Origin of the sequence: Acidisoma cellulosilyticum (genome assembly GCF_020621385.1) — a bacterium.
Classification (GTDB): domain Bacteria; phylum Pseudomonadota; class Alphaproteobacteria; order Acetobacterales; family Acetobacteraceae; genus Acidisoma; species Acidisoma cellulosilyticum.
This window is the reverse complement of sequence record NZ_JAESVA010000001.1, coordinates 215,158-232,724: the sequence shown is the minus strand read 5'-3', so window position 1 is coordinate 232,724 and position 17,567 is coordinate 215,158. Positions and strand designations below refer to the sequence as shown.

Genomic DNA, 17,567 nt, shown 5'->3' with positions numbered 1-17,567 from the left:
CACCGCCGGATGGAGCCCCCCCCTTGGTCGAGAGTTTAAACTTGCCTGTACGTGAAGGCTTGCCGCATCCGCGTGGTGCGACCTGGGACGGCGAGGGTGTCAATTTCGCGCTCTTTTCGGCCCATGCGACCAAGGTCGAGGTCTGTCTTTTCAATGAAGACGGTAGTGAGGAAATCCAGCGGATCGAGCTGCCCGAATATACCGACCAGATCTTCCATGGCCGGATCGGCGGCATTGGGCCCGGCCAAGTGTATGGCTATCGCGTCCATGGTCCCTATGCGCCGGAAGAGGGGCATCGCTTCAATCCGAACAAGCTGCTGCTGGACCCCTATGCCCGCGCCCATACCGGCGATCTGACATGGAACCCGGCGATTTTCGGCTATCAGATGGAAAGCGGAGACGACACAACCTATGATGAGCGCGACAGCGCGCCCTTCATGCCGAAATGCGTCGTCGTCGATCCGGGTTTCGATTGGAAGGGTGAGCCGAACCGGCATCCCGTGCCGTGGGATCATACGATCCTGTACGAAACCCATGTGAAGGGTTTCACCAAGCAGCATCCGATGGTGCCGGAAAAGCAGCGCGGCACCTATGCCGGGCTCGGCCACAAATCGGTGACGGATTACATCCGCAGCCTGGGCGTGACCTCGGTCGAGTTGCTGCCCATCCATAGCTTCATCAATGACAGCCAGTTGCTGGAAAAGGGCCTCACCAATTACTGGGGCTATAACACGATCGGATTCTTCGCTCCCGATCCGCGCTATGCGTCGGAGCGCGAGCAGTCGCTGCGCGAGTTCAAGGAGATGGTGGCGCGGCTGCACGATGCCGGTCTCGAAGTCATTCTTGACGTCGTCTACAACCATACCGCCGAAGGCAATGAGCTGGGGCCGACTTTGTCCTTCAAGGGCATCGACAATGCCAGCTACTACCGTCTGCTGCCCGACAAGAAACGCTACTATATCAACGATACCGGCACCGGGAACACGGTCAATCTCAGCCATCCGCGCGTCATCCAACTGGTGACGGATAGCCTGCGCTATTGGGCGGGGGAGACGCATGTGGATGGTTTCCGCTTCGACCTCGGCACCATCCTGGCGCGCGAGCCGCATGGCTTCGACGAGCAGAGCGGATTTCTAAAGGCCTGTGGCCAGGACCCGCTTCTGCAGAGCGTCAAATTGATCGCTGAGCCCTGGGATTGCGGGCCGGGCGGCTATCAGGTTGGCGGCTTTCCGCCGGGCTGGGCGGAATGGAACGATAAGTTCCGCGACATTTCCAGGGACTTCTGGAAGGGTGAGGCCTCTGCCGCCGCCATCGTGCCACGGCTTTGTGCCTCGGGCGACATCTTCAACCGTGACGGGCGCCGTCCCTTCGCCTCGGTCAATTTCATCACGGCGCATGACGGTTTCACGCTCAACGATATCGTCACCTATAACGACAAGCATAATGACGCGAATGGCGAGGACGGTCGGGACGGCAGTTCCGACAATCGGTCATGGAATTGCGGTGCCGAAGGACCGACGGACGACGAGGAAATCAACGATCTTCGTGCGCGCCAGATCCGCAATATGTTGACGACGCTCCTGCTGGCACAGGGCACGCCGATGCTGCTGGCCGGTGACGAATTCGGCCGCACGCAGCAGGGCAATAACAACGCCTATTGCCAGGACAGTGAGATCAGCTGGCTGAACTGGAAGATCGAGGAGAAGGGCCATTCCCTCATCGCCTTCGTGCAGAAGCTGACATCGCTGCGGCATAACTATGCCATTCTGCGCCGTAACCGCTTCCTTAGCGGCGAGTATAATGAGGAACTGGGCGTCAAGGACGTCACCTGGATCAATGCCTCTGGCGCCGAGATGAAGGACAGCCAGTGGAAGGATGAGGGCATGCGCTGCTTCGGCATGTTGATCGACGGCCGGGCGCAACCCAGCGGCATTCGCAAGCGCGGTGGCGACGCGACCATTCTGCTGGTCTTCAACGCGGCGGCCGAGGGCGTGAACTTCACCCTGCCGGAATGTGCCGGCGGCGATGAATGGACGCTGATCATCGATACCAACCGGCCGGATGCCGAGGAAGCAATCTCCAAAACGGGCGATATCTATACCGTCACCGGCCGTTCCGTGCTTGCATTCGGCCATCCCAATAGTGAGGTCGATGCCGCATGACGACGCGGGTCCATGACTTGCCCTTCGGGGCAAGTCTGCAAGGCGATGGTGTCCTGTTCCGGTTCTGGGCACCTGGCGAGGCTGAGGTCTCCATCGCGTTGGACGGGGGTGAGCCCTTGCCGATGACAGCGGGTGAGGACGGGTGGCACGAAAAGCTGGTCCCAAATGCCAAGGCCGGCTCGGTTTACCACTATGTGGTGAAAGACGGGCTCCGCGTGCCGGACCCGGCCTCCCGCTTTCAGCCGCAGGATGTCCATGGTCCAAGCGAGGTGATCGATCCTGAGGCCTATGACTGGCAGGACGGGAGCTGGCGCGGCCGGGATTGGGCGGAAGCCGTGATCTACGAACTCCATATCGGCACGTTTACGCCCGAAGGTAGTTTCCGTGCGGCCATCGCCAGGCTGGACCATCTGGCCGATCTTGGCGTGACAGTGATCGAGATCATGCCGGTCGCGGATTTTCCGGGGCAGCGGAACTGGGGATATGACGGCGTGCTGCCGTTTGCACCGGACAGCAGCTACGGAAGGCCGGAAGACTTCAAGGCCCTGGTGGACGCCGCCCATGCGCGTGGGCTCAGCGTTATGCTGGACGTCGTCTATAATCACTTCGGACCGGATGGGAATTACTTGCCCGTCTACGCGCCGCAATTCTTTACCGAGCGTCACAAAAGCCCCTGGGGCGCGGGCATCAATGTCGATGGCGCGGACAGCCGCCCGGTGCGCGACTTCTTCATCCACAACGCGCTGTATTGGATAAAGGAATTTCATCTCGACGGGCTGCGCTTCGACGCCGTCCATGCCATTCAGGATGACAGTCCCCGCCACCTGTTGCTGGAACTGGCGGAGACGCTGCGCGCCCAGGTCCAGGACCGGCCCTTGCATCTTGTCCTGGAGAATGAGGACAACCGCGCGCGCTATCTGGAGCGGACGTCAAACGGCCAGCCGCGCGATTACTCGGCCCAATGGAACGACGATGTCCATCACGTGCTGCATGTCGCAGCCACGGGTGAGGACGTCGCCTATTACGCGCCCTACGCGCAGCAACCGGAATTACTCGGCCGCGCCCTGGCGGAAGGTTTCGCTTTCCAGGGCGAAGCCATGGCGTATAGCGGCAAGCCGAGGGGAGAGCCCTCCGCCCATCTGCCGCCCTCGGCTTTCGTCGCCTTTGCCCAGAACCATGACCAGATCGGCAATCGCGCCATGGGCGAGCGTCTGTCGCAGATCGCGAGTGCCGAGGCGGTGCGGGCCGTTTCGGCCGTTTATCTGCTGCTGCCGCAGGTGCCGATGCTGTTCATGGGTGAGGAATTGGGTGCGACCTCGCCCTTTCTGTTCTTTGCCGATTTCGAAGGGGAGCTAGCAGAGAAGGTCAGGGATGGACGACGCGAGGAATTCGCTCGCTTCCCCGCCTTCAGCGACCCTGAGACGCGCGAGAAGATCCCGGACCCCTTGGCCGAGGCGACGTTCCTGGCATCGAAGCTGCAGTGGGACAAGGTCGATCCCACGGTGCAGGATTGGTATCGGCGCATTCTAGCCGTGCGGCGGGAGAGGCTGCTGCCGCTTCTGCACGGGATCAGGCAAGGCGGTCGGGCGCGCATGCGGGGCCAGAGGGCGGTCGAAGTGGTTTGGACGGTCGATGGCGGCGGTGCTCTGACGCTGCTCGCCAATCTGTCATCGGAAACCGTTTCGGGTGATTTCGCGGTCGATTCCCAGCCGTTATGGCAGGAAGGCGCGGCTGCGCAGAAAGAAAATCTCCCGGCATGGTCTGTCCGCTGGATGTTTTCTCCCTGATCGACCTGCGTTGAAAGGACCGGCCGGGCAGCCACGCGATCTTGTATGGCGAAGGACCAGTGAAAAGGCGCAGCACCGGGCAGATATACAGTTTGTAACTGCCCGAGATGGGGATGCATGTGGCTATCTTGCTGGTCGAAGACGAGGCGCTGATCCGCGAAATCATGGCTGAGAGCCTGGCGGATGACGGATTCGAGGTTATTCAGGTCGCGACCGGCGATGAGGCTTTGGCCCTGATCGACCATCATGATCGGGCGATCGAGGCCCTGGTGACAGATTTTCATATGCCGGGCGAGGCTGACGGCGCGGAGGTCGCGGCCCATGCGCGCATCCATTACCCGCAGTTGCCGGTGATCATCGCTTCCGGGCGGCCGGATGTGATCGCCCGCACCTGGGACCCGGAACTTGGCTATCGTTTCCTTGGAAAGCCCTATCTGCCCCGCCATCTTTTGGCGATGCTGCACGAGGCGCTACACCAAGCGTGAGTTGGGCGGCTTTCGCCAAGACGAAACGCTAAAATAACGAAACACTTGGTTGCCAGCCGGACATTTATCGAAATCCCGGATGAGACAGGATGCGAACGCAGGACTGCGGAAGGTCTCGTTCTGTGACGGATTGAAACAACCTCTCACGAAGCTGAGATACCAAGCGCCAAGCTCTCGCGCAGCCTCCAACTATCCCTTAGCAGGGCGCTCAGTTGGATGAAGAGGTGGGGACAGATGAACGGGATGATCCGCGGCTACGATGGATGTCTGACCGCTCTCGGCATGGCCCTGACGCTCACCTTACCGCTTACCCTGACGGGGGGGCTGATGTCCTCGGCTCAGGCGGCGGCCCCGGCAGCAGCCCCCGTTCCGGTGACGGTGACCAAGGCAGTGGCGCAGAACGTGCCGGTCTATTTCGATGGCCTGGGCAATGTGCAGGCCTATAATACGGTCTCGATCAAAGCGCAGGTCGGCGGCGTCCTGATCGACCTGCCGGCCAAGGAAGGCCAGGAAGTCAAGAAGGGCGATATTCTCGCCCGCATCGACCCGTCAGCCTATCAGGCAACACTGGATCAGGCCTTGGCTCAGCGGGCCGAGGATCTGGCCTCGCTCCAAAGCGCGCAGCTGGATCTGGCGCGCTATGCCAAGCTCGCCACTAGCAGCTATGCCCCGGTTCAGCAGGTCGACGATCAGCGCGCCGTCGTCGGCAAGGATCAGGCGATTATCCAGGCGGATAACGCCATGATCGAGACGGCCAAGATCAACCTCGGCTATGCGACCATCCATGCGCCCTTCGACGGACGTGTCGGTCTCTATCAAATCGATGTCGGCAATCTCATTCAAGCCAATGGCACCAGCCCGATCCTGACGGTGACCCAGGACAAGCCCATCGCCGTGGTCTTTACCCTGCCTGAGGACCAGTTGCCGCAGGTGCAGGATGCAAGGGCCAAGGGCCCGCTGGCGGTGCTGGTGACGGATAAGGATTCCGGCGCCGCGATTGCCACCGGCACGCTGCTGACACCGGACAATACGATTTCCATGACGACGGGCACGATTTCGCTCAAGGCGCGCTTCGCCAATGATGACGATCATCTTTGGCCTGGCCAGTTCGTCAATACGCGGCTGCAGGTGAAAATGCTGCAGAATGCGGTGACGATCCCTTCCATCGCCGTACAGCACGGGCCCGACGGGCTGTTCGTCTTCCTGGTCAAACCCGATACATCCGTCGCGCAGACGCCGGTCACGGTCTCCTATCAGGATAGCGGGATGAGCGTGATCGGGAAGGGTGTCGCGGCCGGCGATGACATCGTCGTCTCCGGCCAGTCGCGTCTCTCTCCCGGCATCAAGGTCCAGGGCAAGACGGTCGATGCCGCCAAAATCGAGGCCTCCGGCGCGACGGATGACGGCGGTGCGCCAGGATGAGCCGATGGATCGGTCGTTTCGATTGTCTGGTTCACGCGCGCCGCACGCCTGCCGGGGGTTTTAAGTCTCCATGAGTATTTCAACGCCCTTCATCCGTCGCCCGATTGCGACATCGCTGGTGGCGGCGGCCATTTTTCTGGTCGGTCTCGCCGCCTATCCGCTGCTGCCGGTGGCGCCGCTGCCGAATGTGACCTTCCCGACGCTGACAGTCAGCGCCACCTATCCGGGCGCCAGCGCCGCCACCATGGCATCGACCGTCGCGACGCCGCTGGAAACGGAATTCGGGCAGATGCTGCCCGGCCTGTCGCAGATGACCTCGACCAGCACCTATGGCAGTACCCAGATCACGCTGCAGTTCGATCTCAGCACCAATCTCGGCAATGCCGAGACGCTGCTGCTGGAAGCGATGAACGCGGCGCAGGGGTCCCTGCCTGCCGATATGCCAAGCCCGCCGACCTTCCGCGCCATCAACCCTTCCGACAGCCCGATCATGATCCTGGCGATGCATTCGGATCAGGCGCCGATCACCGAGGTCGATAACTACGCTGAGAATATCGTCGAACAGCAGCTCTCCCAGCTTCCAGGCGTGGGCCAGGTGCTGGTCGGCGGCCAGCAGACGCCGGCGATCCGTGTGCAGGTCGATCCGGCGCGACTGGCCGCCATGGGCATGACGATGGAGGATGTGCGCAGCGTTCTGGCGGACGCGACGGTGGACGACCCTAAGGGCAGCATCGACGGCCCCAACCGCTCCTTCACCATCTACAATAACGACCAGATGACGACGGCCGAGCCCTATAACGACCTCATCATCGGCTACAAGAATGGCGCGGCGATCCATATCAGCGATATCGGGCGCGCCGTGTCCGGGCCGCAGAACCGCGAGCTTGCCGCCTGGGTGAACAATAAACGCGCTGTCACCCTGCTGATCTTCAAGCTGCCGAGCGCGAATGTCATATCAACCGCGGATGGCATCAAGGCCAAGCTGCCGCGGCTGGAAGCTTATTTCCCGCCCAATGTGCATTTGGATGTGGTGTCCGACCGCACGCTGACCATTCGCGCCTCGGTCAGTGATGTCGAGTTCACGCTCATGCTCGCCATCTGCCTTGTGGTGATGGTGATCTTCGTCTTCCTGCGCAATGTCTGGGCGACCATCATCCCCAGCATTACCATCCCCGTGGCGCTCGTTGGCACCTTGGCTGTGATGTATATCGCTGGTTTCAGCCTCGACAATCTCTCGCTCATGGCGCTGACCATCGCGGTCGGTTTCGTGGTCGATGATGCCATCGTCATGCTGGAAAACATCGTCCGGCATATGGAAGAGGGGATGGGTCCATTCGAGGCGGCGCTGAAGGGCGCCGGCGAAATCGGCTTCACCATCGTCTCCATCAGCCTGTCGCTCATCGCCGTCTTCATCCCGTTGCTGCTCATGGGCGGTATCGTCGGCCGGCTGTTCCGCGAATTCGCGATCACCGTCTCCATCACCATCGTGATCTCGGCCATCGTCTCGCTGACGCTGACGCCGATGATGGCCTCGCGCTTCCTGCGGCCTGAGACGAAGAAGCACGGGCGGCTCTATAATTTCATCGAGCGTATTTTCGACGGAATGGTGAGCTTCTATAGCCGCACCTTGGATCTCGCGCTGCGCTTCCGCTTCATCACTTTGATGATCTGGATCGCCACGGTGTCGCTGACGGTCTTCCTTTACATCATCATTCCCAAAGGCTTCTTTCCGACCCAGGATACCGGGACGATCATCGGTATCTCGGAAGTGGCGCAGGATGCGTCCTTCCAGCAGATTTCCCGTCTTCAGCAGCAGTTGAACGCGGTTGTCTTGAAAAACCCGTCCGTACAGGCGGTCACGGCGACCGTGGGCTCCGGCGTCGGCGGCCAGGCCGCCAATGACGGCCGCATGTATATTTCGTTGAAGCCCTGGGATAAGCGGAAGTTCAACGTCACGCAGGTCATCAACCAGATCAATAAATCGACGGCCTCCTTGACCGGCATTCGCCTGTTCATGCAGCCGGCGCAGGATGTCAGCGTCGGTGCGCGGCTGTCGAAGACGCAATACCAGTATACGATCCAGGATTCGAGTTCGACGGAACTCAATGAATGGGCGCCGAAGGTCCTGGCGGCGATGAAGAAGCTGCCAATGCTGCAGGATGTGACCTCCGACCAGGAGAATGGCGGCACCACCGTCTCGATGGTGATCGATCGCGCGCGCGCGGCACGCTTCGGCATTCAGCCGGCTGCCATCGACGCCATTCTGTACGATGCCTTCGGCCAGCGCGAAGTGGCGCAGTATTTCACGGGCAACAAAGCCTATTACATCATTCTGGAGGCTAAACCGAATGAGTTTGGCAAGCTCAGCACGCTGGGCAAGCTTTATGTGAAATCAACCAGCGGTGCCGTGGTGCCGCTCTCGACCTTCGTGACGGAGACGACAGCGCCGGTGCAGCCGCTGGCCGTCAACCATCAAAGCCAGTTCCCCTCGGTCACGATCTCCTTCAATCTCAAGGGCAATGCCTCGCTGGGCAATGTCGTGACCGACGTGGCGAAAATGAAAAGCCAGATCGGCGTGCCGGACACGGTGCAGGGCAATTTCCAAGGCACGGCCCAGGCATTCCAGGCGTCGCTCAGTTCCGAGCCCATCCTGGTCGCGGCGGCGCTCATCGCCGTCTACATCATCCTCGGCATTCTGTATGAGAGCTATATTCTGCCTCTGACCATTCTCTCCACCTTGCCCTCAGCCGGCGTCGGCGCGCTGCTGATGCTGATGCTCTTCGGCTATCAGCTGACGGTCATCGCGCTCATCGGCATCATTCTGCTCATCGGCATCGTGAAGAAGAACGGCATCATGATGGTGGATTTTGCGATCCACGCTGAGCGCCAGCAGGGCATGTCACCCTTGGAGGCGATCCGCCAGGCCTGTCTTCTGCGCTTCCGGCCCATTCTGATGACGACGATGGCGGCGATCCTCAGCGGTGCGCCGCTGATGATTGAAAGCGGGGCGGGGTCCGAACTGCGCAAGCCGCTGGGCTTTGCCATGGTCGGCGGCCTGCTGCTCAGCCAGGTGCTGACGCTCTACACCACGCCGGTCATTTACCTCTATCTCGACCAGCTGTCCCATTGGCTCTCGCCCAAGAAGCAGCGGCGCCTGCCACGCCTGGCCGAGAAGATGGCGCCAGCCAGCACAGAGGCCAGGCAATAAGCGGAATGACGGCGGGGCGGCGCGTCCATGGCATTAGCGAAGAAAGCGCTGCTATTGGTTTGGACGCTCGCCATCTGCGCTCTCTTCGGCTTCATCGTGAAGCGGCGACTGGGCTATGAGCCGACGCTGGACCCCCTTCCCGTATGGGCGCTTTCGGCCTTCTTCTTTCTGTTTGTCCTGTGGAGCGTTCCCGTTCTTGTCTTCAGCGTCGTCTGGGGATTTCTCAAGGCGCTGCATGAGCATCTGAATCGGTAGGTAAGGGAGTGAGGCTGCGCCGGTCGAGATGTCTTACTTCTGCGCAGGAGCGAGGTTATAAATTACGAAAGATCGCATTTTCTTAATTTGAAAAATTTCGTCCAGAAACTTTCTTTGCGAAACTTTTCATGAATTGCTTGGTCATCGCGCGCAAAAATTACCTGCCCGGGAATGATGTCTGCCGTGAACGGCGAATCGCATTTTGTTAGTGAAGTATCGTAATCGCGACCCATCGCCCTGTTGGCATGTGTTGTTAAGGGTTGGCTCTGCCTAGAGCGTTTCCTGTTCGCCTATGCTCACAGGCGCCGCTCTAGATCATTGTTTTCGCGAGCATCTTCACCCGGCCAGATAATTCCATCTGACCGGGATCTGCTCTAGCCCGAAATCTCCGAGAGAGTCATGTTGTCGGCACAATGCAGGCAGTTAACTTTTTTTCGGTAAAGCATTAGTGAAACGTTTTTGGACAAGGGCTCTCCTCAGAGAGGGATTTTCACACTGTATTTCCTCGGGCTCGTAAAGATGCTTGTTAAAAAGCAATAAATAATAAATCATAATAATTATTATATAATTGTTATATCGTAATGAAATTTAAATACAGAATTAACAAAAACAAGACTTATATGAGTCTTGACAGAGAAATTATCGCATAGCTTTGTCAGAAATAACCATTTGTTTGATTATCAAAATAATAATTTCAACATACGTAGGTCTTTGCAACTTCGATTTTTTATCTGATAAGGCAGAAGTTTCCAGGAACAGTATTTTGTTTTGTCATCATTTCAATAATTAAATTTATCTAGGTAATGGCTGATTGTAAGCTAAGCCATGCGTGCGAGACCTCAGTCTGTCGCAGGTCGGCGGAACCGTTACGAAATTCTTTCACTGTGCAAGGAGGTCAATCTCCGTACAGCGTGACGCGGTCGTCTGACAAAACCCATTCGCATTTTGAACCGGAGAACTGGCCCATATGACGACTACTTCCATCACTTACGGTGAAGTCAGCTCTGGCCTTACCGTGCCTGCCGGAGATTTCCTGGTCATACTGTCCGGAGGAACCACGGTCAGCGCGACCGTCGACGCTGGCGGTACGGAATTGATTTCCAGCGGTGGTTCTTCCGTCGATGCCCTTTTGAGCGGCGGGTGGGAAATGGTCTCCAGCGGTGGCGTTGCCATAGGCACCACGGCTGTCGGTAGCGGTATCGTAAAAGTCAGCGCTGGGGGGCTCGCCGTTGACACTGTGATCAACAGTGGCCAGCTACTCGTATCCATCGGTGGGGTCGCTTTTGGCGCCACGATCGGACCGAACGGCGACATGTACGTCCAGGCTGGTTTCAGCTACGATGCCTATATCAGCGGTGCCTATATAATCGTCGATACCAATTCCGACCTGGTCGTGCCGGGCTATGCTTCAGGGACCGTAGTGACAGCGGATGGCGGTGACTACGTCGCCAACGGCAGCACAGATGTCGATGCAACCGTCAATGACGGTTCGGTCCAGTGGATTTTGTCGACCGCGGTTGCCTCGAATAGCCTTATCGATAGTGGCGGCACATTGCTGCTTGGCAGTGGCCTGGGCGTCGCGGGTGGCGGACGCAGCATCAGCGCTACCATCAATGATTCCGGTTCGGAGATAGTATCGTCCGGTGGCTCCTCTAACGACACGATCGTCAATGTTGGCGGCTATGAGGTTGTGTCATCTGGCGGCGTTGTTAGCGGGACGAATCTTGCAGGCGGAACGCTGGTGGTCGCCTCGGGCGGCACGGCGGGCAGCACGATCATTTCTGCCGGCGGCACGGAAGTTGTCAGTTCCGGTGGTATCTTAACCGGAACGACCAACGTCATGTCCGGAGGCACGCTTGATTTATACGGTAGCTTGCTCACCGACGGCACCGGCACAATCGATCTGAATGCACCCACTGGTGGCGCGACAGTGGTCGTCAGTGGTTCCCCCAGCAATCTCATCCAGGGCATTGCAACCGGTGACGAGATTGTCTTCTCCAACATCGCTTTCACAGATAGTGAAGTTATCGGCAGCGGCGGAACTACAATCGATGACGTGACAGTCAACTATAATGGCAGCATCCTGGAAGTTACGTCCAACGGTGTTACCGATGAGATTGACGTTTCGAATGTCAATACGTTCGGGTTTGATCTGACAAGCGAAAACGGAGAGTTGGCTTTCGAGGTCTGCTTCGCCGAAGGCACGCTGATCGCGACCCCGGATGGTGAGGTTGCAATTGAAAGCCTGATTGCGGGCGACATGGTTCGGACGCTGGCTGGCGCCAAGCCAGTCAAGTGGATCGGTTATCGCACTGTCGATTTGACCAAGCTGCGCAACCCGGAGACCCAACGTCTGGTGCGCATTTCCAAAGGCGCCTTCGCCGAGAATGTGCCGCATACTGATCTGCTGATCACGCCGGAACACAGCATCTTCGTCGATGGCGTTCTCATTCCCGTGCGCCTGTTGCTTAACGGCGGCACTGTCGCCCGCGACGAGACGATCGACCGCTACACCTACTTTCATGTCGAGTTGGAACGGCACGGCATCCTGATCGCCAATGGTCTCACCGCGGAAAGCTATCTCGATACCGGCAATCGCGGCCGGTTCGCCAATGGCGGTGTGATGCAGTTGGATTTGAATTTCACCGAAAATGCAAATCACGCATCCTGGGCTGATGCCGCTGCGCCGCTGGTCGTGGATACCGCAATCGTTCGGCCGATCTGGGATCGTCTGGCGGAACGTGCCAAGGCCCTTGGCCTCACGCTTCCGAAGGTAGCGTTCAATCTCGAGCCTGATCTGCACTTGGCCATCAACGGCCAGATTATTCGTCCGGCGCAGGCGCTCGACTATGGGGTCGCGCATCGCTACGTTTTTAATCTGCCATTGTCGCTGCGAGATGGCGCCGCAACCATTGATGCCCGGATTCTGTCGAAATCGTCGACCCCGGCGGACGTGCAGCCCTGGCTCGATGATCGTCGCCAGCTTGGCGTCATGGTCGAGAGCATTCTGTTGTTCGATCATGCCGATGGTGGGCTGCGCGTCATCGATATGCAGGATGATAATCTGCGAGACGGTTGGTGGACGATCGAAATGATCAAGGGCCAGCCGGCGCGCTGGACTAATGGTTCCGCCGCTATTCCGGTGACGGCGGGCACGCGCTCAGTCGAGGTCATTCTTGCCGCGGTTTCCCGCTACGTGGAGAAGCCAGCCGCGCTGCGCCGCGCCGCCTGAGCCACGCGTCCGGTCTCTGCCGAAGACCTCGTCGTCAGAGACCGGACGCGTGAGCGACCAAAAGAAAAGGCCGGCAGGGTTTCCCCCGCCGGCCTTTTTTACTGTCCGGAAAAAGAAAGAGTTAGCCGACTTCGGCCAGGCTTTCCTTCGCGGCGGCGACCACGGCATCGGCCGTGATGCCGAACTTCTTGTAGACGTCGCCGATCTTGCCGGAGGCGCCGAAGCTGTGCATGCCGACGAAGCGGCCGTAGTCACCGATATAGCGTTCCCAACCCAGCTCGACGGCGGCTTCCACCGCGACGCGCGCCTTGTTGGTGCCGATGACGGACTTCTTGTAGGCCGCGTCCTGCATTTCGAAATGCAGGCGGCTCGGCATCGAGACGACGGCGGTCGGGATGCCGTCGGCCTGCAGCGTCGTGCGGGCTTCGACGGCCATATGCAGCTCGGAACCGGTCGCGAACAGCGTCACCTGACGCTCACCGCCTTCGGCTTCCAGCAGAACATAGGCGCCCTTCGCGGACTTGTTCTCGGTGCCGGCTTCCTTACGCAGAAGCGGCATCGGCTGGCGGGAGAGGGCGAGGAAGGCCGGACGATGCGGCTGTTCCAGAACCATTTCCCAACACTCGGCGGTCTCGACCGGGTCGCCCGGACGATAGACGCCGAGATTCGGCATGGCGCGCATGGCAGCAAGATGCTCGACCGGCTGATGGGTCGGACCGTCTTCGCCGAGGCCGATGCTGTCATGGGTCATGACGAAGATCGAACGGATCTCCATCAGGGCCGCCAAGCGGATCGACGGGCGGCAATAGTCGGAGAAGCACATGAAGGTGCCGCCGTAGGGGATCAGGCCGCCATGCAGCGCGAGACCGTTCAGCGCCGCCGCCATGCCGTGTTCGCGGATGCCGTAATGCATATAGGAGCCGTCGAACGCGCCGGGATGGATCTCGGTCTGGTTCTTGGCTTTGGTGTTGTTGGACGGCGTCAGATCGGCCGAACCGCCAAGCATTTCGGGGATCGCGTCGAACAGATGGTTCAGAACGGCGCCGCTGGCGGAGCGGGTGGCCATTTCCTTGCCGCTATCGATGAATTCCTTGCGGGCGGCAGCGATGGCATCGCGCCAATCGGCCGGCAGCTCATTCTTCACGCGGCGCTGGAACTCGGCCGGGGCGGACTTGAAACGCTCTTCCCAGGCGGTGCGGGCTTCGGCGCCACGGGCACCGATGGCGCGCCATTCCGTTAGCAGGTTCTCGGGGATGACGAAGGGCGGGGCATCCCAGCTCAGCAGCTTGCGGGCACCGGCGATTTCTTCTTCGCCCGGGGCGTCGCTATGCGCCTTGTGGGTGCCGGCCTTGGTCGGGAAGCCGAAACCGATGATCGTCTTACAGGCGATCAGCGTCGGCTTGTCGGTCACGGCCTGCGCGGCCTTGATGGCGTCGCGGATGGCGTCCGTGTCATGGCCGTCGATTTCCAGCGTATGCCAATCTTCGGCCTTGAAGCGGCCGATGACGTCTTCGGAGGTCGACAGGCTGGTATCGCCGTCGATGGTGATGGAGTTGTGGTCCCAGAAGCAGATCAGGTTGCCGAGCTTGTAATGGCCGGCCAGAGAGATCGCTTCCTGGCTGATGCCTTCCTGAAGGCAGCCGTCGCCCAGGAAGACATAGGTATGGTGGTTCACCAGGTCTTTACCGAACTTGGCGCTCATGATTGCTTCGGCGAGGGAGAAGCCGACGGAATTGGCGACGCCCTGGCCGAGCGGGCCGGTCGTCGTCTCAATGCCTGCGGCATGGCCGTATTCCGGGTGGCCGGCGGTCTTGGAGCCGACCTGGCGGAAGGTCTTCAGATCCTCGATCGACATATCCTTGTACCCGAGCAGGTACAGAAGGCTGTAGAGGAGCATGGAGCCGTGGCCGTTCGACAGGATGAAGCGGTCGCGGTCGAACCACTTCGGCTCGGCGGCATCGAACTTCATGAAATCCTTGAACAGGACGACAGCGATATCGGCCATGCCCATAGGCGCGCCGGGGTGACCGCTTTTCGCCAGCTGAACCGCGTCCATCGAGAGAAAGCGGATGCAATCCGCGAGGTCGCGCAGGTGCTGGTCTTTCGGAGCCGGCACGGTTTTAACCGCTGAGCCCGGGGTAACGTCTGCCATGGCTATGATATCCTTCTTCGCGAGGTCATCGACGCATGGGTATGGCATGGCTCGTGCCGCGCTGAAACCGGGGAGGCAGCTTTTGCGCAATCTTCACGGACGCTTCTGCGGCCGGGGAGGGCAGGGAATTTCCCCTTGCCAAACCGGGCCATGCCGAACAACCGCCACTACATAAGCACGATTGCCGTCCTGCCGTCTCGCTTCACCGCAGACCGCATGCGGAGAGCGGGAACGACATTTGCGCTGATCACATATTTTTGTGCAGGCGCGAAGACGAGCAGGCTGGCCTTATGACCAGCCTCAACTCGTGCGCCTTCTATTTCCGAGAGTTAGCCGGTGCCGCCTATCGACGACGATGGCCTGGATCGGTCAGTTCGTCGGTGTCAGTGTCACCATGGCGAGGCCTTCGCGCATGATGCCGAGTTGCTCGGCGGCACCTTCCGACAGGTCGATGATGCGATGGTGGGAGAACAGCCGGTCGGTGATCGTCACGATGACCGAACGATCCGTTCCCGGCACTTTGACCAGAACTTTGGTGCCGAAGGGCAGGGTGGCATGGGCCGCGGTCATCGCATGCTCGTTGAAAATCTGACCGCTGGAGGTGCGACGCCCATTATGGCGGCCACCGTAATAGGAGGCGACACCGGTCTGGATGGCAGCGGTCTCGACACCCGAAGCGGAGGCGGTGCTGGCATCTTCAGGCTCGGTAAAGCTCGTCAGATGGACGGAAGCGCCGATCGGCTTGCTGCCGGACGGGTAGGAGATATCCGCGAGAGCGGGGCTCCAGCCATCGCTGTCGGTCACGGCATGGGCCACTTCGACATGATGGCCGTGGACATGGCGCATGGCCAAGTGATGCACGGTCACATGGCGATTGTGGCGCGTTGCGGTCATGGCGACGCGAGATTTGCCATGGCGGTGGGTCGTCGCGGCCGTCCGGGCGTGATGCACCTGTTTCTCGTGCGTCGTCGCGGCCTGGGCAGCCTGGTGGGCAAAGGTGATCATCAAGATCGGGGCGATAGAGAGCGCAATGCGCGACTTCATCCCAGGTCTCTCCTTTTTGGGGGAAGCGGCAAGACGCACTTCCCCTTGAGACCCGGCGGCATCGCTCAGCGGCGCTGCTTTTCGGATCAATCCTGTGCGACGGGTTAACGTCGCTGCGAAGGAGGTCCCGCTAAGGCCTTGTGAATGAAACGAATCGCGGGGCCGAATGTGAGAAGAATTATCGGTCACATTTGCGATAATGCGGAATTTTCTGGGTAATGCAAGCAAAACTAGATGAATCAAATGCGATATCGCGATCAATAATGCGCATCGGCGGCCTAAGTTGTTCTTGTCAAAAGGCTAGTTCATCTCGCCACATTTCCGCCTTGATTGGTTCAGATTTGGTCATATTGATATTTGATTAATCAACATTCGCTCACATTTGTGTCAGATCTGGATCTTTGCCATTCGACTAACATTCGTTTGGTGCGCGATGCTGCCGCGCGCAGGCCTCCATTGCCAGTAAGTCGGTGGAAAGGCAGAAAGTCTCGGGTTTTATTGTGTTAATCTTGCTTATTGCCCCCGCTTTGTTCTGCAGGCCCATTGATGAATATCGACGTCGATCCCGCCGCTGCCGACCTCCGCTCCGCTGGCCTCGCCGCCCGTGAAGCCACCCGCATCCTGGCTCGGTCCAGTCATGCTGCCCGTCAGCATGCGCTCCGGGCTGGTGCGGCTGCCTTGCGCGCGGCCATGCCGGCCGTTCTGGACGCGAATGCGATCGATCTGGCGGGTTATCAGGGCACGCCGGCGCTCCGCGACCGCTTGCGCCTGGACGCGAAGCGGGTCGAGGGCATGGCCGTGGGGCTGGAGGAGATCGCGAACCTGCCCGATCCGCTGGGTCGGGTTCAGACGGAGTGGACAAGGCCGAACGGCCTGGACTTCCGGCGCATTTCGACGCCAATCGGCATCATCGGCATGATCTATGAAAGCCGCCCGAATGTCGGCGCCGATGCGGCCGGGCTTTGCCTAGCCTCCGGCAATGCCGTGATTTTGCGTGGCGGCTCGGACAGTTTCAACAGCGCTCAGGCGATCCACGCGGCGATCGTTCAGGGGCTGCGTGAGGCTGGTCTGCCGGAAGCCTGCGTGCAGATCGCGCCGAATACGGATCGTGCCTTCGTTGCCGCCATGCTGAAGGCGGCCGGGCTGATCGATCTCATCATTCCGCGTGGCGGCAAGGGTCTTGTCACCCGCGTGCAGGCGGAATCCCGCGTTCCCGTGCTGTCCCATGCCGATGGGCTTTGCCACACCTATATCCACGCGGCGGCCGACACGGCCATGGCGCGGACGATCATGAAGAACGCCAAGATGCGCCGCACCGATGTCTGTGGCGCGACCGAAACGCTGCTGATCGACGCGGCCATCGCACCCTCCCTCCTGCCGGAGATCCTGTCCGATCTGAAGGCGCTGGGCTGCGACTTCCGGGCCGATGCGCGAGCGCGCGAAATTTTGCCGGACCTGACGCCGGCGGCCAAGGGCGATTTCAGCACCGAATGGCTCGACAAGATCCTGTCCGTCGCGGTCGTCGACGGGGTCGAGGACGCGATGGCCCATATCGCCCGCCACGGCAGCGAGCATACGGAAGCGATCATTACCGAAGATGCGGCAGCGGCCGAGCAATTCCTGAACGGTACGTCCAGCGCCGTCGTTCTGTGGAATGCCTCCACTCAGTTCTGTGACGGCGGGGAATTCGGGTTCGGTGCCGAAATCGGCATCGCCACGGGCCGCATTCATGCCCGCGGCCCTGTCGGCGTCGAGCAGCTGACGACTTTCCGCTATCAGGTGCGTGGATCGGGCCAGGTGCGGCCCTGACGCAGCTCCCG

10 protein-coding genes are annotated in these 17,567 nt (G+C 60.0%); 8 read left to right on the top strand and 2 right to left on the bottom strand.

Annotated elements, in window-relative coordinates; genetic code table 11:
- The first annotated feature begins 41 nt into the window (after window positions 1-41).
- The 7 genes from glgX (at window position 42) to ACELLULO517_RS00970 (ending at window position 12,551) form a co-directional block, all read left to right on the top strand.
- The gene (glgX, locus tag ACELLULO517_RS01000) at window positions 42-2,162 is read left to right on the top strand and encodes a glycogen debranching protein GlgX (RefSeq protein WP_227304861.1); all 2,121 of its coding nucleotides are present in this window, start codon (window positions 42-44) and stop codon (window positions 2,160-2,162) included.
- Window positions 2,159-3,949 carry a malto-oligosyltrehalose trehalohydrolase gene (gene treZ / locus ACELLULO517_RS00995; RefSeq protein ID WP_227304860.1) on the top strand — a complete coding sequence of 597 codons (1,791 nt, stop codon included), beginning with the start codon at window positions 2,159-2,161 and terminating at the stop codon, window positions 3,947-3,949. Before glgX ends, treZ begins: the two co-directional genes overlap by 4 nt.
- A 119-nt stretch (window positions 3,950-4,068) precedes the next feature.
- On the top strand, window positions 4,069-4,434 hold the full coding sequence (locus tag ACELLULO517_RS00990; protein ID WP_227304857.1) for a response regulator: 366 nt from the start codon (window positions 4,069-4,071) through the stop codon (window positions 4,432-4,434).
- A 234-nt stretch (window positions 4,435-4,668) separates the two neighbouring features.
- Window positions 4,669-5,856: an efflux RND transporter periplasmic adaptor subunit gene (locus ACELLULO517_RS00985; RefSeq protein ID WP_227304854.1), complete on the top strand. Its 1,188-nt coding sequence runs from the start codon at window positions 4,669-4,671 to the stop codon at window positions 5,854-5,856.
- Between the two features lie 70 nt (window positions 5,857-5,926).
- The gene (locus tag ACELLULO517_RS00980; protein ID WP_227304851.1) at window positions 5,927-9,064 is read left to right on the top strand and encodes an efflux RND transporter permease subunit; all 3,138 of its coding nucleotides are present in this window, start codon (window positions 5,927-5,929) and stop codon (window positions 9,062-9,064) included.
- 27 nt (window positions 9,065-9,091) lie between these two features.
- Window positions 9,092-9,319 (top strand): hypothetical protein, encoded by a 228-nt coding sequence (locus ACELLULO517_RS00975; protein ID WP_227304848.1) that lies wholly within the window; start codon window positions 9,092-9,094, stop codon window positions 9,317-9,319.
- Window positions 9,320-10,286: 967 nt separating this feature from the next.
- Window positions 10,287-12,551: a Hint domain-containing protein gene (locus tag ACELLULO517_RS00970; RefSeq protein WP_227304844.1), complete on the top strand. Its 2,265-nt coding sequence runs from the start codon at window positions 10,287-10,289 to the stop codon at window positions 12,549-12,551.
- 121 nt (window positions 12,552-12,672) lie between these two features.
- Here the strand turns inward: ACELLULO517_RS00970 and tkt are convergent, their stop codons facing one another.
- Window positions 12,673-14,703 carry a transketolase gene (gene tkt / locus ACELLULO517_RS00965; protein WP_227304841.1) on the bottom strand — a complete coding sequence of 677 codons (2,031 nt, stop codon included), beginning with the start codon at window positions 14,701-14,703 and terminating at the stop codon, window positions 12,673-12,675.
- A 369-nt stretch (window positions 14,704-15,072) separates the two neighbouring features.
- Complete coding sequence (locus tag ACELLULO517_RS00960) at window positions 15,073-15,747, bottom strand: septal ring lytic transglycosylase RlpA family protein (RefSeq protein ID WP_227304838.1); 675 nt, start codon at window positions 15,745-15,747, stop codon at window positions 15,073-15,075.
- A 546-nt stretch (window positions 15,748-16,293) separates the two neighbouring features.
- Between ACELLULO517_RS00960 and ACELLULO517_RS00955 the strand changes: the two genes are divergently transcribed.
- A complete protein-coding gene (locus ACELLULO517_RS00955) occupies window positions 16,294-17,556 on the top strand; it encodes a glutamate-5-semialdehyde dehydrogenase (RefSeq protein WP_227304835.1) in 1,263 nt (420 codons plus the stop codon).
- The last annotated feature ends 11 nt before the right edge of the window (window positions 17,557-17,567 follow it).